At 67.4% G+C, this 17,898-nt stretch carries 20 protein-coding genes and 3 pseudogenes; 13 read left to right on the top strand and 10 right to left on the bottom strand.

The features are described 5' to 3' along the window. Nucleotides 1–25 precede the first annotated feature (25 nt). Both A6A27_RS46910 and A6A27_RS44520 read right to left on the bottom strand, forming a co-directional pair. Nucleotides 26–154, bottom strand: coding sequence for a hypothetical protein (locus tag A6A27_RS46910; protein WP_274534589.1), 129 nt, complete (start codon nt 152–154; stop codon nt 26–28). Between the two features lie 24 nt (nt 155–178). Next, nucleotides 179–331, bottom strand: coding sequence for a hypothetical protein (locus A6A27_RS44520; RefSeq protein WP_158074080.1), 153 nt, complete (start codon nt 329–331; stop codon nt 179–181). Nucleotides 332–560: 229 nt separating this feature from the next. On the opposite strand from A6A27_RS44520, the gene A6A27_RS27430 reads away from it, so the two are divergent. The 5 genes from A6A27_RS27430 (at nt 561) to A6A27_RS27405 (ending at nt 5,824) form a co-directional block, all read left to right on the top strand. Next, nucleotides 561–1,127: a cadmium resistance transporter gene (locus A6A27_RS27430; protein ID WP_241825489.1), complete on the top strand. Its 567-nt coding sequence runs from the start codon at nt 561–563 to the stop codon at nt 1,125–1,127. A gap of 416 nt (nt 1,128–1,543) precedes the next feature. Next, nucleotides 1,544–3,013 carry a S8 family serine peptidase gene (locus A6A27_RS27425; protein WP_073837535.1) on the top strand — a complete coding sequence of 490 codons (1,470 nt, stop codon included), beginning with the start codon at nt 1,544–1,546 and terminating at the stop codon, nt 3,011–3,013. A gap of 1,262 nt (nt 3,014–4,275) precedes the next feature. Next, complete coding sequence (locus tag A6A27_RS27415) at nt 4,276–4,644, top strand: YciI family protein (protein ID WP_073837533.1); 369 nt, start codon at nt 4,276–4,278, stop codon at nt 4,642–4,644. A 79-nt stretch (nt 4,645–4,723) separates the two neighbouring features. Beyond that, on the top strand, nt 4,724–5,341 hold the full coding sequence (locus A6A27_RS27410) for an IS607 family transposase (RefSeq protein WP_073837423.1): 618 nt from the start codon (nt 4,724–4,726) through the stop codon (nt 5,339–5,341). A gap of 132 nt (nt 5,342–5,473) precedes the next feature. Further along, nucleotides 5,474–5,824 carry a hypothetical protein gene (locus A6A27_RS27405; RefSeq protein WP_073837532.1) on the top strand — a complete coding sequence of 117 codons (351 nt, stop codon included), beginning with the start codon at nt 5,474–5,476 and terminating at the stop codon, nt 5,822–5,824. On the opposite strand, the gene A6A27_RS46905 is transcribed toward A6A27_RS27405, so the two are convergent. The 3 genes and pseudogenes from A6A27_RS46905 to A6A27_RS47200 form a co-directional block, all read right to left on the bottom strand. Further along, on the bottom strand, nt 5,766–6,029 hold the full coding sequence (locus A6A27_RS46905; protein ID WP_274534588.1) for a TetR/AcrR family transcriptional regulator: 264 nt from the start codon (nt 6,027–6,029) through the stop codon (nt 5,766–5,768). The genes A6A27_RS27405 and A6A27_RS46905 overlap by 59 nt on opposite strands. 238 nt (nt 6,030–6,267) lie before the next feature. Then, nucleotides 6,268–6,587: pseudogene (gene sugE / locus A6A27_RS27395) on the bottom strand (quaternary ammonium compound efflux SMR transporter SugE). Between the two features lie 82 nt (nt 6,588–6,669). After that, nucleotides 6,670–7,042 (bottom strand): annotated as a pseudogene (locus A6A27_RS47200) (SDR family oxidoreductase); the annotation flags it as partial. A gap of 240 nt (nt 7,043–7,282) precedes the next feature. Between A6A27_RS47200 and A6A27_RS27385 the strand changes: the two are divergent. The 4 genes from A6A27_RS27385 (at nt 7,283) to A6A27_RS27375 (ending at nt 12,166) form a co-directional block, all read left to right on the top strand. After that, nucleotides 7,283–9,898 carry a M14 family zinc carboxypeptidase gene (locus A6A27_RS27385; protein WP_158074079.1) on the top strand — a complete coding sequence of 872 codons (2,616 nt, stop codon included), beginning with the start codon at nt 7,283–7,285 and terminating at the stop codon, nt 9,896–9,898. A gap of 254 nt (nt 9,899–10,152) precedes the next feature. After that, nucleotides 10,153–11,448, top strand: a complete 1,296-nt coding sequence (locus tag A6A27_RS27380) for an asparaginase (RefSeq protein WP_073837530.1) — start codon at nt 10,153–10,155, stop codon at nt 11,446–11,448. A 171-nt stretch (nt 11,449–11,619) separates the two neighbouring features. Further along, nucleotides 11,620–11,793 carry a hypothetical protein gene (locus A6A27_RS44515; protein ID WP_158074078.1) on the top strand — a complete coding sequence of 58 codons (174 nt, stop codon included), beginning with the start codon at nt 11,620–11,622 and terminating at the stop codon, nt 11,791–11,793. A 97-nt stretch (nt 11,794–11,890) separates the two neighbouring features. Further along, nucleotides 11,891–12,166: a hypothetical protein gene (locus A6A27_RS27375; protein WP_158074077.1), complete on the top strand. Its 276-nt coding sequence runs from the start codon at nt 11,891–11,893 to the stop codon at nt 12,164–12,166. An 81-nt stretch (nt 12,167–12,247) separates the two neighbouring features. Here A6A27_RS27375 and A6A27_RS27370 read toward each other — a convergent pair whose 3' ends face one another. From A6A27_RS27370 to A6A27_RS27360, 3 genes are all read right to left on the bottom strand, one after another. Continuing rightward, the gene (locus A6A27_RS27370; protein ID WP_073837529.1) at nt 12,248–13,042 is read right to left on the bottom strand and encodes an SDR family oxidoreductase; all 795 of its coding nucleotides are present in this window, start codon (nt 13,040–13,042) and stop codon (nt 12,248–12,250) included. Nucleotides 13,043–13,170: 128 nt separating this feature from the next. Continuing rightward, entirely contained in the window at nt 13,171–13,716 is a 546-nt protein-coding gene (locus A6A27_RS27365; protein ID WP_073837528.1) for a hypothetical protein, read from the bottom strand. Nucleotides 13,717–13,930: 214 nt separating this feature from the next. Beyond that, nucleotides 13,931–14,341, bottom strand: coding sequence for a DUF6223 family protein (locus A6A27_RS27360; protein ID WP_073837527.1), 411 nt, complete (start codon nt 14,339–14,341; stop codon nt 13,931–13,933). A gap of 218 nt (nt 14,342–14,559) precedes the next feature. On the opposite strand from A6A27_RS27360, the gene A6A27_RS27355 reads away from it, so the two are divergent. The 3 genes and pseudogenes from A6A27_RS27355 to A6A27_RS43525 all read left to right on the top strand — a co-directional run. Beyond that, nucleotides 14,560–15,675 carry a sensor histidine kinase gene (locus A6A27_RS27355; RefSeq protein ID WP_073837526.1) on the top strand — a complete coding sequence of 372 codons (1,116 nt, stop codon included), beginning with the start codon at nt 14,560–14,562 and terminating at the stop codon, nt 15,673–15,675. Beyond that, on the top strand, nt 15,672–16,334 hold the full coding sequence (locus tag A6A27_RS27350) for a response regulator (RefSeq protein WP_073837525.1): 663 nt from the start codon (nt 15,672–15,674) through the stop codon (nt 16,332–16,334). Before A6A27_RS27355 ends, A6A27_RS27350 begins: the two co-directional genes overlap by 4 nt. Before the next feature lie 6 nt (nt 16,335–16,340). Then, nucleotides 16,341–16,436, top strand: a pseudogene (locus tag A6A27_RS43525) (IS5 family transposase); the annotation flags it as partial. Nucleotides 16,437–16,665: 229 nt separating this feature from the next. Here A6A27_RS43525 and A6A27_RS44510 read toward each other — a convergent pair. Continuing rightward, nucleotides 16,666–16,839: a hypothetical protein gene (locus A6A27_RS44510; protein WP_206745065.1), complete on the bottom strand. Its 174-nt coding sequence runs from the start codon at nt 16,837–16,839 to the stop codon at nt 16,666–16,668. A gap of 268 nt (nt 16,840–17,107) precedes the next feature. Between A6A27_RS44510 and A6A27_RS46890 the strand changes: the two genes are divergently transcribed. Next, a complete protein-coding gene (locus A6A27_RS46890; protein ID WP_274534586.1) occupies nt 17,108–17,236 on the top strand; it encodes a hypothetical protein in 129 nt (42 codons plus the stop codon). Nucleotides 17,237–17,351: 115 nt separating this feature from the next. Here A6A27_RS46890 and A6A27_RS27335 read toward each other — a convergent pair. Continuing rightward, nucleotides 17,352–17,898, bottom strand: a 547-nt coding sequence (locus A6A27_RS27335; RefSeq protein ID WP_143194204.1) for a tetratricopeptide repeat protein, incomplete at its 5' end; no start/stop codon positions are given.

Below are 17,898 nucleotides of genomic sequence, written 5' to 3'. Positions count from 1 at the left end.
CGGATCGCCGTGCAACGCCGACCGGTCATGCGCCGACCTCGTGGATCTGGGTCACCACGTCGTCGATACCCGGTCGGTGCGCCCAGCTCACCCGGGCGGTGGACCGGGGCGACCACTTCATCGTCAGCGCCACCAGCGTCGCGCCGGCGGACATCACCGGGAGCCGATGCAAGCAGCGTCATTTCCTGACGTAGTCGTCCCAACTCATGTCCCAGACCGTCCATCCATTGCTCGGATCCAGGCGTTTCTCGGTGCCAGTGACCGTCACCGGGTCGCCGATCTGTGAGTTGTCGTACACCCATTCGGCGTGTCGGGTGACAGGTTTGTGCACCCATTGCTGACGTTGTTTTGACCTTGGTCGCCCACCGACCACGGGGCTCCGTGGATGTACTCACCGCATCTGGACCGTACACCCAGAGAGCACGGGCTTGGGTTGGAGGTGCTTTGCAGTCTGGCAGAGCCTTGCAGAGCGCTTCCCGCCGGCCCTCTCCACTCAGCTTGCGCCCGTACAGTGCCTAGCCGTGGGAGACCTTTTCGGGACCCTCGCCGCTGCGGTCGGGGTGTTTGCCGGCACGAACATCGACGACATCATCGTGTTGACTGTGCTGTTCCTGTCCGCTCGGGCGTCAGGCAAGCCCCGTGCATGGCAGATCTGGGTTGGCCAGTACACCGGAGTCGCAGCCCTGGTCGTCGTCTCCGCAGTGGCCGCCCTCGGCCTGACGATCATTCCCGACCAGTGGGTGGGTCTGCTGGGCTTGGTCCCGTTCGGCCTCGGCGTGCGGGGCCTCATCGGGGCGATCCGTAGCCGGAATGACGAGGAACTGCCCACTCCGGCCGTGGCGTCTGGCCTGGCTTCCGTCATCGGGGTCACGATCGCCAACGGCGCGGACAACATCTCCGTCTACACCCCGATGTTCCGAACGATCGGCGTCACCGCCAGCCTGATCACGGTCGCCGTGTTCGCCGTTGGCGTCGCCGTATGGTGCCTGGCCGGGTCCTGGCTCGGCTCCCACCGCAAAGTGGTCGACATCGTTGAACGGTTCGGACACTGGATCGTGCCGGGCGTGTTCATGCTGATCGGTGCCGTAATCATCATTGAGTCCGGGGTTCTCGCCCGGCTGATCTAACTTGATCTTTAACCCGTGCGGCGTGGGCGGGGAGCGGTGGAGGTCTTCGGTTTCCTTCTCGCGCGTGGGCTGATGTGCACGTCGTGGCGTTGGGCGGGCTGTTTGTTGCGTCGACCTGGTGGTCGACCGGGGCCAGGGCGGGAAGGTTTCGGTGCGCTGGGCCAGGATGCCCGCTCGACTCAGCAGCCAGCTACCGACCGTGACCGCTCTTGATCGGCCAGCACGCACGGACGGCGGCAGATCCGGACGTCGGACCTTCCAGGTCGTGTAAGGCCTCGGTACCCCTCACGCCTGCAGTGCGAGGGGGTGGCTCCGTACGCATTCGCGCCCTTAGGACGTAGCCGTGTTGCATAAGTTTGGTGATCGCCGATGTAGGCCATAGATAGCGTCACATAGGCTCCCAGAGGAGGCCCCACATGCCTCGAACCACCCCCGTCCTGATCGCCGGCGTCCTTGCCGCCGCGCTCGTCGCGCCGGTCGCGCCGGTCGCGCCGGCGCAGGCGAGCAACCCACTCGCCCCGATATCCAGTTCCCTGGCGCGGACGCTGACGACAGCCTCCGGCACGATCCCGGTGTTTGTGCACGGTACGAGCATCGGCACGGCCCGGCAGGCGGCCGCCGACACCGGCCTCACACTCGTCACCACCTGGAACAAGATCGGTGTCGCGGTTGCGCGCGGCACCGCCGAGCAGATCGCGGCCGTTCGCGGTCATGCCGGTGTCACGTACGTCGAAGGTGACCAGCCGCTGCAGCTGCACCTGTCGACCTCGAACGTCGCTACCCGAGGCGAGCAGGCGCGCGCTGAGCTGCGCGACGGACAGGGACGGCCGGTCAACGGCCGTGGCGTGTCGGCGGCGATCATCGACACGGGCGTGGACGACACGCACCCGTTCTTCCGCAACGCGGACGGTAGCAGCGCAGTGAAGCTCAATCTGAAGAACATCTGCGGCCCGCTCACCGACCTGGGTCTGCCGCTCCCGCTCCCCAACGACTCGTGTTTCCTCGACCTGACCGCGGTCAACGACACCGACACGCTGTCGGCCGGCGGGCACGGCACACACGTCGCGGGGATCGTCGCCGGGCGGGACACGACGCTCACCGACGGCACCCGGCTGCACGGCGCTGCCCCTGACGCCACGCTGATCAGCCTGTCTGTCGGCGCGGGACTGAGCATCTTCGGTGCGGACAGCGCGCTGAACTGGGTGCTCGAGCATCACCTGAACCCGTGCGCGGGTTGCCCGCCGATCAAGGTGAGCAACAACTCGTACGGCCCCACTGGCGGTGGGGCGTTCGATCCGAACTCGGCGACCACCAAGTTGCAACGGGCGCTGGCCGCCGAGGGTGTCGTCACCGTCTGGGCGGCCGGCAACGACGGCCCGGACAACAGCGCCACCAACCCTCCGGGTCAGGACCCCACTCCGGGCATCATCATGGTCGCCTCCTACGACGATCATGGCACCGGCACCCGCGACGGTAGCGTGTCGACGTTCTCCAGCCGCGGGGCGGCGGGACACCCGGAGACCTACCCGGACGTCTCGGCACCCGGATCGAACATCACCTCGGCCTGCCGGCCGTACCTGCTGATCTGCTCGACCGGTCTGGACCCGCGCAACGGCCCCGGGCTCCTGGATCTCGGCACGTTCAACACGATCAGCGGTACCTCGATGGCAACCCCGCATGTCGTGGGCATCGTCACCCAACTGTTCCAGGTCGCACCGAACGCGACCCCGGCCCAGGTCGAGGACGCGCTCAAGGCCACGGCGTACAAGTTCACGGACGGCGCGGCCTACCAGACCGTCGGGCCCTACACCACCGCAGTTGACAAGGGAACCGGCCTCGTCGACGTGTACGCCTCAGCGGTACGGCTGGGGGCGACACCTGCCTGACGGCCGATCAGCTCAACGGCGCAGTAGCGAGTTCAGCCGGCACCGGCACCGGCACCGGCACCGTCAACAAACCAGTGCCACGGTGCGCACGATCACCGGCTGGCAACATGCCGCGATGACCTGCTCTGGCACAGCTCACGATCCACGACCAGGACCGCTACGAAACGTACGCCCCGGCGTTCATGAAGTAGTACCGGAGACGACTCCTCGCCGCGACGAGGCGCTGGAGCGCCTGACAACAGGAAAAGGTCATCCCGATGGCGTTCGAGAACAGGCAACACTTCGAGCGCTGGACCTGCTCCCCTGAATACCGGGAGCCCTCCGGGGACCGGGCGTCCGCCACGGACCGCCCGGTCCTCCGGGTCAGGGCGGCCCGGCTGCCCTCTACACCGAGCGACGCGTCAGCACCCGCCCACCATCGGCAGGGTGCACGCTTCAACGCCACCATGGTCCTGGTGCCGGGCGCGCCAAGGGGCACCGCCTTGGTCCAGCCGGGCTGGACCGCCTCGGTTACCACCATCCAAACAGCAGCGCAATTCGCATTGGCAGGCCCGGGCGGTCATGGCCGCCCCGCTCATCGGCCATGTCCGGACGTCCCCTCCGGGCGCAAGTGGTCACGATCCGTAATGCTCGGATCGCGGCTATGTGCGGATGGGACAGCCGTTGTCTCTGGCTGGTAGACATACCGCCGTGGCCGAGAATCTGCCAACGCCGACTTCGCCCTGCCCTACGTGTGGAGGCACCCGCGTGGCTACGGGCGTACGTACCGACATAGACCAGCAGAGCATCCGGTTGTGGCGGCCATCGCGGCGAGGATGGGGCACTCGAGACGTGACGTCAGTCCGCGCTTTGGCCTGCGTCAGTTGTGGCCTCGTAACCCTCCACGCGGCAGACCTTCCCCGCCTCCAAGCGGAGGCGGCTAAGCATCCTGAGCTGTTCAGGTGGGAGAATTAGCCGGGCCAGCACATTATGCTGGTTGATCCACGCTCGCATCCGCTCATCGGTTATGTGGGTATGCCGGCCGAGTCAGCATCTCGTGACGCCGCATAGCGCGCGGACCGCGGCACATGAGTGTGTGGGACTATTCGTGGCCGGTGGCGGCGGCAATGATCCCCGCGAACACGGGCGACTTGACGCCCGTGGGCGCCGAGCGGCGGAGATCCCGTGAGAATTCTTCTGGCATGGCGTCGGATCTGGGGCGAGTCGTTCGTAGAAAGGCGAGAGGCGGCTGGACGAGGCCGCCGGGACAAGGGAGTTATGGGATGACGCGGTACTTGATCTCGTTCAATGACGGCGCGATGGACCACATCCCCGACGAGGATTGGCCCGACGTGGGCAAGGCCTCGCACGCGGTGGTCCAGGAGGCCGTGAACGCCGGCGTGTTTGTGTTCGGCGCTGGACTCGAACGCCAGAGGGCGAGCGTTGTGGCCACGGACGGGATGGTCACCGATGGCCCTTACCCGGAGACCAAGGAGGTCATTGGCGGGTTCGTGGTCGTCGACGTGGCCTCACGCGAGGAGGCGGTGACGTGGGCCGCCAAGATTGCCGGCGCTTGCCGCTGCGCGCAAGAGGTTCGGGAGCTCATGCCCGATCCCGAAACAGACGCGATGCTTCGCCGTGCTGACAGGTGATGATGACAATCAGACGATGTCGGATCGAGCAAGGCTGACCAATTTGATTAAGAATCCTCATTGATCATAGGATGACCGTGTGGAACTTCTTCGGCTTGCGAAGGCCGCGAAGCGTCTTGGTGTTCACCCGGTGACGCTTCGCCTGTGGGCTGATTCGGGGAAGATTCCGGTGACGTGGGTGGGCCGTGAGCGTCGGTTCTCCTCGATCGATGTCGAGGCGATGAAGGTTCCCACTGGCGGCGGTGCGCGCCTTCGGTTGGAGGGCTTGTACGTGCGGGTCTCTGGCTCCAGTGGGCAGGAGTCCTCGTTGGAGGCTCAGGAGCATGAGCTGCGGACTACGTCCACCGGCGAGGTCGTGAAGGTGTTCCGTGACCGGGCGTCGGGCCTGCGAGAGGACCGGCCTGGCCTGAACCGGCTGCTGCGAGCCGTCGCCGACGGAAGTGTCACCGTGGTGCGGGTGACGCATGAGGACCGGCTTGCACGCTTCGGTGTCGGCTGGCTCAAACACTTGCTGGCCGTGCACGGCGCCACCCTCGAGGTGCTCCATCCGAACAAGCTCGGCGGACGGGAGGAGTTGCTGCAGGACTTTGCTTCGTTGGTCACGACGTTCGCGGGGCGCTTGTACGGGATGCGGTCGGCGGAGAACCGGCGTCGTCTGCTGGCCGAGTCCGGGCAATGCCAGGCCAGCGACCGGTGAGCCGGAGGCTGCCGCCGGCCGGGGGCGAGGCCTCCCGTACCGCCTCTGCCCGTGTCTTGCTTCGTTCAGGGGTGGACGAGAAGACCGGTGACGTGTTGTCCCGGGCGGTGCTTGCGCGACGGATCGGTTGGTGTGCTGATCTGGTGGCGGGGATGGTCCGGCTTGTTGGCTGAGCGGTGGAACGCCGTGGATGTGGCGGTGTTGGCTTCCGGGGTGGACGCGAGCGATCGGAAGTTGCCGTCGCAGGCGTGGATGGCGTTGCGGCGCCTGGGCTGGGCCACCACCGCCCCGGAGGGTGTGACGGTCAATGACTGGATCGTGCGGATGGTCCAGGAGCAGGCGGGGCGCGCTCTCGCCGGGGAGCATCTGGAAGTCAATCGCCAGAAGTTCGATGACCTGTCGATCACCTGGAACTCGGTGGACGTTACCCGGCCACCGGTGTGGCCGACGTCGGACGACTTCCGGCTGGGTCTGGCGCGATGACGTTCCCGCCGTATTGGCTGCCCGGCGCGGGCAGCGGCCGTTGCGGCACGGCGCCGTGCGTGGCGTTGTAATGGGCGACCGCCTCCCGGAACAGCGCCTCCTTGTTTCCGAATGCGGCATACAGACTGGGGGAGGCGATGCCCATGGCCGTGGTCAAGTCCGTGAGGGAGGCGCCTTCGTAGCCCCGCTCCCAGAAAACCTGCATGGCCCGGTCGAGGGCAGCGGTTCGGTCGAAGGTACGTGGCCGTCCTCGCATACCCAATGTCTGCGTCCTTTCCTGGCTCGCAACCGCCGAACCGTGCACCGGTGAACTCGGGCAACCGCTTCAATCCCACACAGGATCCCCCGATCCGGCGAACCGCGGGTCGGTCTTGCCCAACTGCCGCAGAGCAGTCTGCCCATCAAGGCCGGCAGGCGGCGGAGCCGGGGTCCCGCTGAAGGGTTCAGCCCTCCATGACCTTCAGGCCGATGATCCCGACGAGGATCAGGGCGAGGAAAGCGAACCGCTGCGGTGAGGCGCTTTCGCCCAGGGCGACGATACCGGCGACGACCACGCCGACGGCACCGATGCCCACCCACACCGCGTACCCGGTCCCGACGGGCAGGTTCTTCATGGCCCACGACAGCAGCACGAAACTCAGCGCGGCGGTGGAGACGGCCAGCGCCGAAGGCCAGAAGCGGGTGAACCCCTCGGTGTGTTTGAGCGCGGTCGCCCACACCACCTCGAGCAGGCGCCGGCGGCGATGAGAATGATCCAGGCCACGGGGTGTTCCCTTTCGGAGTGGGCGGGTGCCGCGCACGAGTGCCGGTTCGGCACCGGTGGTCGGCGGCCGTGAACGACGGACTCAGGCGGCAGATCCGCCGTCTACGGCGATCGACGCGCCGGTGATGTACCGGCCGTCCGGGCCGGCGAGGTGGCTCACCGTGGCCGCGACGTCCGCAGGCTCGGCGTAGTGCCCTAGGGCGATGAAGCTGCGTCGTGGTCGGCGCCGTCGCCGCTGGCCGGGTTCATGTCCGTGTCGGTCGAGCCCGCGTTGACGGTGATGCGACGCGGGCCGAGCTCGCGGGCCAGACCCCGGGTCATGCCGATCAGCGCACTCTTGTTCATGGCGTACGGACTGACCCGGCGTACGGAACACGCTCGGCGAAGCAGCTACCGATGCTGATGACCCGGCCGCCGTCGCCCATCCGCCGCACCGCCGCCTGGGTGGCCAGGTAGACACCGCCGGTCGTCCGGCGAGCGGGCGGCCCGAACGGCGAACCTCAAGTAATGCTCAAAAAGTTGACCCGACCTTACACATTCTGATATTTCTATACATGAAAGGGGGTGGAAACTATTCGGTTCTCGCAGTGATTAGCCCTGCCCGGAATTCGATACTCGTCGGAACTCCGAGAAATTGACCCTCGTCCAGGATTCGGCACTCGTTCAGCACGGCGACGAGCACAAGGAGAATGTCTATGCGCACCTGGAAGAGGAGAGGTCTGCTACCCGCAGCAGCTCTCCTTGCATTGGCCCTGCCCTTAAGCAGTAGTCTCGTTCTGAATTCGACCGCCCTCGCGGCCCCGCGCATCACCACACCCGAGCAGTTCTTCGGCTTCCCACTCGGCACCGAAGGCAAGCTCGCCCGCTGGGACGACCTGGTCAAGTACTACAAGCTCGTCGCGGACAAGTCCCAGAAGGTGCTTTACCAGGAGATCGGCAAGACGGCGACAGGCCAGCCCTTCCCGCTCCTCACGGTCAGTTCGCCGGACAACCTGAAGAAACTCGACCGGATCAAGGAGAGCAACCTGCGACTGGCCGATCCGCGCGGCCTGACCGAGGCGGAGGCCAAGAAACTCACCGCGCAGAGCAAATCGGTCTTCCTGTTGGAAGCCGCGATCCACTCAACCGAGGTGGGCACCGCACAGGTCATTCCGAACATTCTCCACCGGCTCGCCGACGAGAAGTCGACCACGGTTTCGGAGATTCTCGACAACGTGGTACTGCTCATCATCCCGGCGCAGAGCCCGGACGGCACGAAATGGGTGGGCGACTACTTCAACAAAACCGCGGGAACGAACTACGCTCGCACCTATCCCGACCTCTACCAGAAATACACCGGGCACGACGACAACCGTGACTGGTTCATGATCACGCAGCCCGAGACGCAAATCAGCGTCGCCCTGCAGAACGAATGGAAGCCGCAGGTCGTCCAGAACCTGCACCAGATGGGCAACAGCCGGGGCCGGATCTTCATCCCGCCGTACCTGTCGCCGAACGACCCGAACATCGACCCCATCACCGTCCAGCAGACCAACTCCCTCGGCATGGAAATTTCGCGGAGCCTGACCGCCGAGGGCAAGAAGGGCGTGCAGTGGGGCTCGACCTACGACTACTGGACGCCGTCGCGCCAGTACATGACCTACCACGGCGCGCCGCGCATCCTCGTCGAGGCGGCGAGCGCGCAGGACCTTGCCTACACCTACAAGAGCAGCAACGGTGGCCCGATCGGTCCGCAAGAGCCGGACACCAACTTCATCGAGCCGTACGACCAGTCCACCTGGACGCTGGCCCAAATCGTGGACTACCTCGACACGGCGGTCTTCGGCGCGCTGAGCAACGTCGCCAAGTACAAGACTGAGTGGCTCTACAACTTCTACCGCACCCAGCGCAACGCGGTGGACCCGAGCGCCGACAAGCCGTTCGCCTACGTGGTTCCGGCCGGTCAGCGGGATCCATTCGCCACGTACGAGCTGCTGAACACCCTGCAGACCGGCGATGTCGAGATCGAGCAGGCCACCTCCGCCTTCACGGCCAACGGCAAGCGGTACGAGGCCGGTTCCTGGGTCATCCGTTACGCACAGCCCTACGGCCGGTTCGCCAAGACCTTGCTGGAGGTGCAGCGCTACCCGGACCTGCGGGAGTACCCGGGCGGCCCGCCGCAGAGCCCGTACGACGTGACGGCGCAGACCCTGCCGATGCTCCTGGGCGTCTATGTCGACACCGTCGCGAAGCCCTTCACCGCCTCGACCACCCCGGTCACGAAGGTACAGCCGGCCAACCCGGCGTTCCCCGGCGACCCGGGAGGCAACGGCGCCTACCTGGTCAGCCCGGAGTCCTACGGCACGGCGATGATGATCGCCGCGCTGCAGAAGGCCGGTGCGGGAACCTTCCGTGCCAGCGCTGAGTTCTCGGCCGGCGGACGTACCTACGCCCCGGGCACACTGATCGTCGAGCCGAGCAAGGCGGCGCAGACCGCCCTGCAGGAAGTCTCCCGGAAGACAGGCATCCCCGTCTTCAGCGTCGGGCAGGCGCCGCAGGTGGCGGCGGAGCAGCTCAAGGACAACACCCGGGTCGGCCTCCTCCGGGGCATCAACAACATCCCGGGCGGCTGGATGAAGTGGCTCTTCGAGCAGTATGGCATCGGCTTCAACGAGGTCGTCGCCGCCGACTTCGCCGGCGACCTCAACGCGAAGTTCGACACGATCGTGCTGCCGGCGGGGATCAGCCGGACTGACATCGTCTCGGGCCTGAACCGGGATCGCTACCCGGCCGAGTGGTCCTGGGCGTACGGGGTTGGCGAGGCTGGCTGGGCCGAGCTGCGCAAGTTCGTCGAGGACGGCGGGACGCTGCTGGCGATCGGCGACTCGGTGGCGACCGCGCGCCAGCTAGCCTCGCTGCCGATCACCCCGGCGCTTCCCTCCGACGAGCACCAGTTCTTCTCGCCCGGCAGCATCCTCAGCCAGCGGTTCGACACCTCAGACCCGGTGGCCTGGGGTATGCGCCCGGACACGCCGGTGTGGTTCGGCGAGGGCGATCAGGCGTACACCGTCACCGGCGGCGACGTGGTCTCCTCGTTCCCCAAGTCCGGTGAGCAGTTGCAGAGCGGCTGGCTCATCGGCGGGGAGCACCTCAACGGCAAGGCCAACATCGTCAAGCACCAGATGGGCGAGGGTCTGATCGTGACGTTCGGTAGCGAGCCGACGTTCCGTACGTGGTCTCGTGACCCGAGCAAGCTGCTGTTCAACGCGATCTACCACGGCCCGTCGACCACAGTGGACGGGGCGGCACTGCCGGGGGCGCTCCGCGGCTAGCCGCGGTGTCGAACCAAGGCTCCGGACACCGAGGGGGTCGCGTCCCGGCGGACACGGCCCCCTCGCCGCCGAATGTCACTGCTGCCCGAATTCTTGGCGGCTCGGGCCAATCTCCGACGGCGTTTACACAGTTCAGAGTGGCATTCACCACTGCATCCGACAGTATCGAGAAATGCTGGTGTAACGCCGACGAAAGCAGCGGCCCGCAAGATCCGAGGCAATTCCCCCCGCCCCCGACCTTCACGGAGGTTGCCTTGTCCCTCGACCAACGCCGGCTTCTGCCAGCCCGACGGATTGCCACCCTGAGCGCCCCGGTCGTCACCGCCGCGCTGGCGGCAGCGGCCGTACTCGCCATCACATCGACCGGCGCCGACGAGCCGGACGGCCCGCCGTCCGGCTCCGCCACCCACGGTGTCATCGCCGCCACAGAAATCCAGAGCGTCGCTTACCAGACAGCGGTCGCCGAGGCCAAGACGAAGAAGCCCAAGGTGACCGTGATCGGCACCGGCGGCACGATCGCCGGCGTCGCCACCTCCCGGAGCAGCTTCACCAACTACCGAGCCGGCCAGATTCCGATCGACCGGATGGTCGCCCAGCTCCAACCCGAGATCGGCGAGGTCGCCGACGTGTCCACCGTGCAATTCGGCAACAAAGGTTCCGGCGGCTACACCATCGCCGAGCTCCACGCCCTCACCCTCGCCGTGGAGGAGGCGCTGCAAACCTCCGACGCGGTGGTGGTCACCAGCGGGACGGACACCATGGAGGAGTTCGCGTACTGGCTGGACCTGACCGTGCAGAGCCGCAAGCCGGTGGTGATGACGGGGGCGATGCGCCCGTGGGCGGCCGGCACGGTTGACGGGCCGCAGGTGATCGGCGCGGACGGTCCCGCGAACCTCTACAACTCGATCGTCCTGGCCGCCAGCCAGTCCACGTACTGCTACGGCACCGTGCTGATGCTCAACGACGAGTTCCACACGGCGCGGGACGTGACCAAGTCCAGCACCACCCGCATGGACACCTTCCAGACCCGTGAGCTGGGCGTACTCGGCTGGATCAACGGCTCGGAGATCAAGGTCGGCCGGGCGCCGTCCCGGGTCGCCGACTGCGATCAGAAGAACCGCTGGCTGACCCCGTTCAAACTGAGCGACATCACGGTGGAGTCGCTGCCCCGGGTCGAGGTGGTCTACAACTACCAGCAGGCCGGCGGTGAGGCGATCACCGCGTTCGCCAACGCAGGGGTCAAGGGCATCGTGACCGCGGGTACGGGAGCCGGCGGCATCTCCTCTGCCCAGTCCGCCGCCCGGTCCGGGGCGATCGCCAAGGGTGTCTTCTTCGTCAGCACCAGCCGGGTCGGCTCCGGCTCGGTCGATGGCGGCAGCAGCACCGCCCCGATCTTCGACGGTGACGACCTGCTGCCGCAGAAGGCCCGGCTGCTGCTGATGCTGAGCCTGGCGACCGCCCCCGGGGACGCGGTGAAGGTTCGCCAGCTGGTCGAATCGCTCGGCAACCCGGAGTGGAACACCACTCCCCCCGGCAATCCGCAGAACTGACGGTCGGGGGCCGGCACAGCGCGGTGCCGGCCCCCTGTCCCGCCGTGATCGTCAGCCGGGGGCGACACGGTTCAGCGACCGACGCGGGCCTTGCGGCTCGGAGGATCTGGACCAACTTTGCACACGGGTTAGACGGAGAACCGGGGCACAGCTGGGCATCCAACCACCTGAATGCCTGACATCCTTCTGTACGGACAGGTCCAGATCATTGCCAAGACCACCGAATCAGTTGATGTCCACCAACTCATAGCATCGACCGCCATGAAGCTACGGATCGTCCTCGCGTTGGCCGCACTCGCTACCCTGCTCTACACCGTCGGCGCCCCATACGAGCACGGCGGCTGACACGGTCGAGAATGACACCCCGCATCGGCCCGCCGCGCGTCGCGCTCACCACTCTGCTACGCCCTCGGCGTACTCATCGAAGAGACCGGGTAACCGGATGTCCATGCTCCTCGTCGGCCTGCGGAAGTCGCGGAACGCGGCCAAGGCGGACGTGGCGCCGTGGTGGCCGGAGTGTTCCAAGGAGGCGTTCAATACCGGCCTGGACGCCCTGGCCAGCGGGGCCTGGCGGGCAAGCGTCCGGAGGGACACGCACCAACGGACCGGACCCGGCTGCCCCGCGCAGCCCACCGGCACCAGGGCGTGGCAACGATCAGCACACCCACCACCGGCCACCGGCCACGCGGAGCAGCACTGGGCGCAGGATTCCACCTGAATGCCCACGCTACCCCACCACGGTGGGAAACGATCCCGGCAACTCAATCCGACTCAGGATCACTACGCTGACCAGAGACGCTTAGCGGTAGGGATGGTCGAGGAGGCCGTCAGCGTCACTACGCGCCTGCAGGTAGTCGGCGAAGGTGACGGTGCCGCGGTCACCGTCGGTGAGCAGATGGCCGCCCACGCCGAACCCCGCGCCCAGCCTGCCCCATAGGGGGATAGTGATGACTGGGCGGCGGCGCTGTGCGTCGGCGAGATAGGTGCGCATCAGGTCCGTCATCGACTCGACCTTCGGCCCGCCGAGCTCGCGAACGCGGCCTGCCGCGGGCCCCATGACGAGTTCGGCCATTCGCTCGGCGACGTCGCCCGCGTCGACTGGCTGGAACAGAGACTTCCGCGGCACCACGGCGGCCGGACCTTTGGAGAGTCGCGTCAAGGCCATCAGCATCAGATCATGGAACTCGGTGGCCCGCAGGATCGTCCATGGCAGGCCGGAGTCTTCGACGAGCCGCTCGGTGTCTAGCTTGGCCTGGAAGAACCTGAACCGAACCCGATCCACTCCGACGATCGAGACGTACACCAGGTGCGGCCGCGCTCCACTTGTCGCGTCGAGGAGCTGCCGGAGCTGGGTCACGTCCCGTTGCGGTCGCCGGTAGTCGGCCGCACTCGCGCAGTGGGCGATCGCATCCACATTCTCGACCGCTGCGGCCAGGCCCTCGCCGGTCTCGAGATCACCCTGGACGAACCCAGGTCCCTGAGATGCGCGACGGCTCAAGACCCGCACCTCGGTCCGATCCTGTAGCCGACGTACCAGCTCGCGACCCAGCACGCCGGTACCACCAGTGACGAGCACCCTTTCTGGACGTGTCATATGCTCCTCCTCACCCTGGAAACGGCCTGGCCAGTTTCTCGAGGAAGCTCGAGGTTCAGGACGTGGCGGCCGGTGCGGCCGGTCGCGTCGAACACAGTGATGTTCATTGGCGTCTCCACCGGTTGGCGTCAGGCATGGTGTTCGGCCGCGGTGGCGCGATGCGCGGGGCCGCGTTCGCCTTGTTCACGGCCCTTGGACAGGCCGCGGTCCAAGACGAATATCAGCGCATACGCCTCGGCGAAGGCGGATACGGCCCACATCGCCCAGGCCAGGACGCTGAGTTTCAGGGGCTGGTGTAGCACGTTGAATGGGCCCATGAACTCGGCGAACACGGTGCCCAGCCACACGATGAGGCCGAGCCGCCATGCCCTGCGGTGCAGGCCCGTCGTCCACGCAGGAGCGATGGACCGGTAGACGAAGGCGTAGCCGATCCCGAACGCGAGCATCCCGCCGAGGATGATCAGCGGATTCTCCAGAATCCGTGGGAGTGGCTCCAGTTCCTTCCACACGGTGATGACCTTGGGGTGCTGGGTGTCGGGGTCGAACAACAGCCCTTCCGCGCCTAGGCGTGAACCCCCGAGCATGCGGAATGTGACGAACGTGCCTAGCACGAACGCGATGCCTCCGGCGAGGCCGGCAGCGAGTGTTCGCCAGATCGGGATGGTGTGTCGCATCGTTCTCCTTCCTGGGTTGGGCTGCCGTGAAGGAAGCTGCTACCAAGTGTCAGGTAGCGCTGCGTGACTGAATGCGTGCTGAATGGGCGTTCGCCGGTAAGTCTGCGGCTCAGGGCAGCTATCCGAGCATCAGGCTGGGGCGGGTGTTTACGGCGCGCTGGAACTTGGTGCGTCGGTCTTCAGGCAAACCCGAACGCGCTCGAATTCGCTGCGGTCAGACGGTGCGGCGGGAGCGGGCCAGAGCCAGCCAGCCGAGGGCCGTGGCGATCAGCCCAATCACCAGGGCCAAGTAGCCACCGGCGATCCCGTTGCCGGTGCCGAGACCACCGTCGGCGGTGACCACCACCAGCGCGCCATTAACCACGGCGATCAGCCCCGCCACCAGGGCCACGATGGCTCCCCGTCCTCCGTTGCCGACCCGGCTGGCGGGTCGGGCCAGAGCCAGCCCGCCGATGACCACGCCGACCAGCGCCAGTAGCGCGGCCGCACTGCCCCAGATTCGCTCGGGGGTCCAGCCGTAAACTGTGGCGGGCTCGGCCAAGACGTGCGCGGCCGCTGGTGTGGCAAGCCCGAAGACTCCGAGGAGGGCGGCTGCGGCGGCGGCGAGCAGGTGACGCACGGACATGAGGTGCTCCTTCTCCTCGTAGGACTGGACGTCGTCTGATCCTGTCCGCCGGACCCACCGCCTGTCGTCCTGCTGGGGCAGGCACTTCATGCTGCCGCAAGCGGCGCATCCGGCTGCCGCAGATGTCGCAGAAGCTGGGAAGGTACTGCGGGTGCGGTAGGCGGCCGATCATCCGCGCGCACGAGTCGCCCGGGCAGACATCCGGTTAGGGTGCGCGCATGAGCAGGCGACGGATCGGTGTCAGAGACTGGACGATCGCCGCCGGCGTGGCGGCGATCCTGCTGGTCACCGGGCTATCAGGGCAGCACTCCGCCACCAACCTCGACCTGCTCGGCTACGCGCTGCTGACGGCCGGCGGCCTGGCGCTGGCAGCGTGCCGCCGCGCTCCGCTTCCCGTCCTGGTCGTCACCGGGCTGTGCGCGGTGGGTTACCAGGCGGCCGGGTTCGACGTGCCTGCCGTCGCGTTCCTGTTCGCGGTGTACGCCGCCGTGCGGGCGGGACACCGCACCATCACGGTGGCGGTGAGCGTGATCATGCTGGCCGCTCTCCCCCTCGCGGCCATGGCCTCGGGCCTGCACGACACGGGCGAGGCGTTCGCGCGGGCCCGAGGTGTCCTCGAGCTGGCCTGGCTGATCGCCGCCGGTGCGGCGGGTGAAGCGCTGCGACAAGCCGAGCGCCGGGCGGATGAGGCCGAGCGCACCCGCGAGGAGACCGCGCGGCGCCGCGCCAACGAGGAGCGGCTGCACATCGCACGGGAGCTGCACGATTCGCTCACCCACCAGATCTCCGTCATCAAGGTGCAGGCCGAAGTCGCCGTTCACCTGGCCCGCAAGCGGGGTGAACAGGTGCCGGAGGCCCTGCTGGCGATCCGGGAGGCCGGTCGTGAGGCGGCCCGGGAACTGCGAGCGACCCTGGAGGCGCTGCGCGACGACGACAAAAGTCCGCCGCATGGGCTTGACCACGTCCCGGAACTGGTGCAACGGGCCCGGACGACCGGCCTGGACGCGACGCTGACGATCGAAGGGCACCGAAACGATGTGCCCGCCGCGGTGGACCGGACCGCCTACCGGATCGTTCAGGAGTCGTTGACCAACATCGCCCGTCACGCCGCCGCCGCTACGGCGTCGGTTCGGATCGACTATCGTCCCGACGCCCTCGCGATCCGAGTCGATGACGACGGCAGGGCCACGCCGGACACCGCGCCGGTGCCCGGCGTCGGGCTGCTCGGGATGCGTGAACGAGTCACCGCCCTCGGAGGTCACCTCCGCGCGGAACCACGCAGCGAGGGCGGCTTCAGCGTCCAAGCCGAACTTCCCGTGGATCGACGGTCATGATTCGTGTCCTGCTGGTCGACGACCAGCCACTCCTCCGCAGCGGATTCCGCGCGCTCCTCGACGTCGAGGACGACATCGAGGTGGTGGCCGAGGCCGCCGACGGCAGCGAGGGCCTGGCGCTGGCCAAGGAACATCTGCCCGACATCGCGCTCATCGACATCCAGATGCCCGTCATCGACGGCATCGAGGCGACCCGGCGCATCGCTGCGGACCCGACCCTGGCCCGGGTGCACGTCGTCATTCTGACCAACTATGGCTTGGACGAGTACGTCTTCAACGCGCTGCGCGCCGGTGCCGCCGGATTTCTCGTCAAAGACATCCAGCCGGAAGATTTCCTCCACGCCGTACGCGTCGCCGCGCGCGGCGACGCCCTGCTCGCACCATCGATCACCCGCAAGCTGATTAACCGGTACGTCACCCAGCCGCTCCATACAAGCACCGACACGGGGCTGAAGGAACTGACCAACCGCGAACGCGAGGCCGTAGCCCTCGTCGCGCAGGGCCTGTCCAACGACCAGATCGCCGACCGCATGGTGATCAGCCCGATGACCGCGAAAACGCACATCAACCGAGCCATGGCTAAGCTCCACGCCCGCGACCGCGCTCAACTCGTAGTCCTCGCCTACGAATCCGGCCTCGTAGCCCCGCGCAACTCCTGACATCCACGGGGGTTCGCCGTGCTCAAGCGGCGGTAGGTCGTCGAGCGTACCCTCGGCTGGATCATGCTGCACCGACGCCTGGCCCGCGACCACGAAGCCCTACCGTAACCAGCGCGCCTAGCTGGTCCGGGATCACGAGCCGCATCTTCGTGCTGCGCGAGGCCTTCGAAGTCGGCTACGCCGAGATCACGGACGCCCTCGACAAGAGCCAACAGTCCTCCGCCAGACCGCCCACCCACGCCCGCCGCGCCACTGACCAACCGGCGGCCGGGACGGCATCCCACCCCGTGCGGTGATGCACAGGGTGGGATGCCGGACAAGACCCCATCCGTTAGGGCCGACGCAGGATCTCGAGGTCAACCGCCCATGCCATGGCCAGATAGCCGGAGTCGTTGAAGTGCAGGCCATCGCGATAGTCATAGCCTCGGTCGATTTGTACCGGGTCGCTCGGGTCCCGTACGGCAGTGTCGAAGTCCAGCTCGCCCGCGATAGCGTTGCTGCCCATCGTAAAGATCTTCTGGCGCGGATACATGAGCCAAGCGATCGCTACGCTAAGCGAACTCGCGGGGCAGAGGCGCAGACCTTTCGGGCGCAGACCGAAGGCTATGTGAGACGTGCGCAGCTCGGATGAGGTCAATGCCTTGTGGCGGCGTTGCGGGCGACTGACCAACGCGTGTACGCCGTGGAGTGGGACAGCCAGGGGATGCGTTTCTGGTGAACAACACCGAGGTCCCCTACGCCGGCAAGGGCACGGTGGAGGCGACGCGCGGCCCGTGGGTCGTCGACCACCCTTCTACCTGATCCGCAACGTGACGCCGGGTGGCGGCTGGCCGGGCCCGCCCGACGCGTCGACGCCGTTTCCGTCCCGGCTGCTCGTGGGCTACGTCCGCGTCTACCAGTGACCGGCGTCGTGCCGGGCGGGCTGTCCCGCCCGGCACGCCCGACATGTGGGCGCGCTGGTGCGGCAGCCGCCCGAGGGCGGTGGCGAAGATCTTCGGCTTGTCTGCCAGGTCGTGGTCACCCGGCGGCGACGATGGTGGCCTTCTCGATTCCGGCTCGGCCCCGGGCCTGCTCATCTGCCTCGTCGATCCGGTCGGCGATGGCCAGGGCTGCCCGGTGGTGGCGCAGGGCCGTCTCCTGGTCGCCGGCGAGAAAGTACGCCTCGCCGAGGGTGTTCAGCACGTTCGACTGGATGTCGGGGCTGAGTCCGCGGGCGAGATCGAGCGCGGCCAGACCAGCCCGGATGGCTGCCTTGTGCCGGCCCAGTCGGGCGTAGCTGAAGGCGAGGTTGGCCAGGGCGTTTGCCTGGCCCGGGCGACTCCCCGTGCGGTGTTGCAACGCGAGCGCCCGTTGGGCGTACCGGACCGCCTCGGGGTGCCGGCCCAGCCGGGCATGGAGCAGGCCGACGTTGTTCTCCAGGCTCGCCACGCCGGGGCCGCCGAGCTGCCGCTGCAGCGCCAGGGCCCGTTTGGCCTGGTCGAGCGCCTCCGGGTCCCGGCCGAGCAGGTGCAGGTCGATGCTGAGGTTGCTCAGCGCGGTGGCTTCCCACTGTCTGTCGCCGGTG

The sequence above is a fragment of the Micromonospora sp. CB01531 genome (assembly GCF_001905095.1).
Taxonomy (GTDB): domain Bacteria; phylum Actinomycetota; class Actinomycetes; order Mycobacteriales; family Micromonosporaceae; genus Micromonospora.
This window is presented reverse-complemented; position numbering and strand designations above follow the sequence as displayed.

What these genes read in the sequence shown, in the direction of transcription:
- A6A27_RS46910 (WP_274534589.1), bottom strand. Translation starts at nt 154, where the DNA reads ATGTCCGCCGGCGCGACGCTGGTGGCGCTGACGATGAAGTGGTCGCCC.
- A6A27_RS27425 (WP_073837535.1), top strand. Translation starts at nt 1,544, where the DNA reads ATGCCTCGAACCACCCCCGTCCTGATCGCCGGCGTCCTTGCCGCCGCG.
- A6A27_RS27415 (WP_073837533.1), top strand. Translation starts at nt 4,276, where the DNA reads ATGACGCGGTACTTGATCTCGTTCAATGACGGCGCGATGGACCACATC.
- A6A27_RS46905 (WP_274534588.1), bottom strand. Translation starts at nt 6,029, where the DNA reads ATGCAGGTTTTCTGGGAGCGGGGCTACGAAGGCGCCTCCCTCACGGAC.
- A6A27_RS27385 (WP_158074079.1), top strand. Translation starts at nt 7,283, where the DNA reads ATGCGCACCTGGAAGAGGAGAGGTCTGCTACCCGCAGCAGCTCTCCTT.
- A6A27_RS44515 (WP_158074078.1), top strand. Translation starts at nt 11,620, where the DNA reads ATGCCTGACATCCTTCTGTACGGACAGGTCCAGATCATTGCCAAGACC.
- A6A27_RS27375 (WP_158074077.1), top strand. Translation starts at nt 11,891, where the DNA reads ATGTCCATGCTCCTCGTCGGCCTGCGGAAGTCGCGGAACGCGGCCAAG.
- A6A27_RS27370 (WP_073837529.1), bottom strand. Translation starts at nt 13,042, where the DNA reads ATGACACGTCCAGAAAGGGTGCTCGTCACTGGTGGTACCGGCGTGCTG.
- A6A27_RS27365 (WP_073837528.1), bottom strand. Translation starts at nt 13,716, where the DNA reads ATGCGACACACCATCCCGATCTGGCGAACACTCGCTGCCGGCCTCGCC.
- A6A27_RS27360 (WP_073837527.1), bottom strand. Translation starts at nt 14,341, where the DNA reads ATGTCCGTGCGTCACCTGCTCGCCGCCGCCGCAGCCGCCCTCCTCGGA.
- A6A27_RS27355 (WP_073837526.1), top strand. Translation starts at nt 14,560, where the DNA reads ATGAGCAGGCGACGGATCGGTGTCAGAGACTGGACGATCGCCGCCGGC.
- A6A27_RS27350 (WP_073837525.1), top strand. Translation starts at nt 15,672, where the DNA reads ATGATTCGTGTCCTGCTGGTCGACGACCAGCCACTCCTCCGCAGCGGA.
- A6A27_RS44510 (WP_206745065.1), bottom strand. Translation starts at nt 16,839, where the DNA reads ATGGGCAGCAACGCTATCGCGGGCGAGCTGGACTTCGACACTGCCGTA.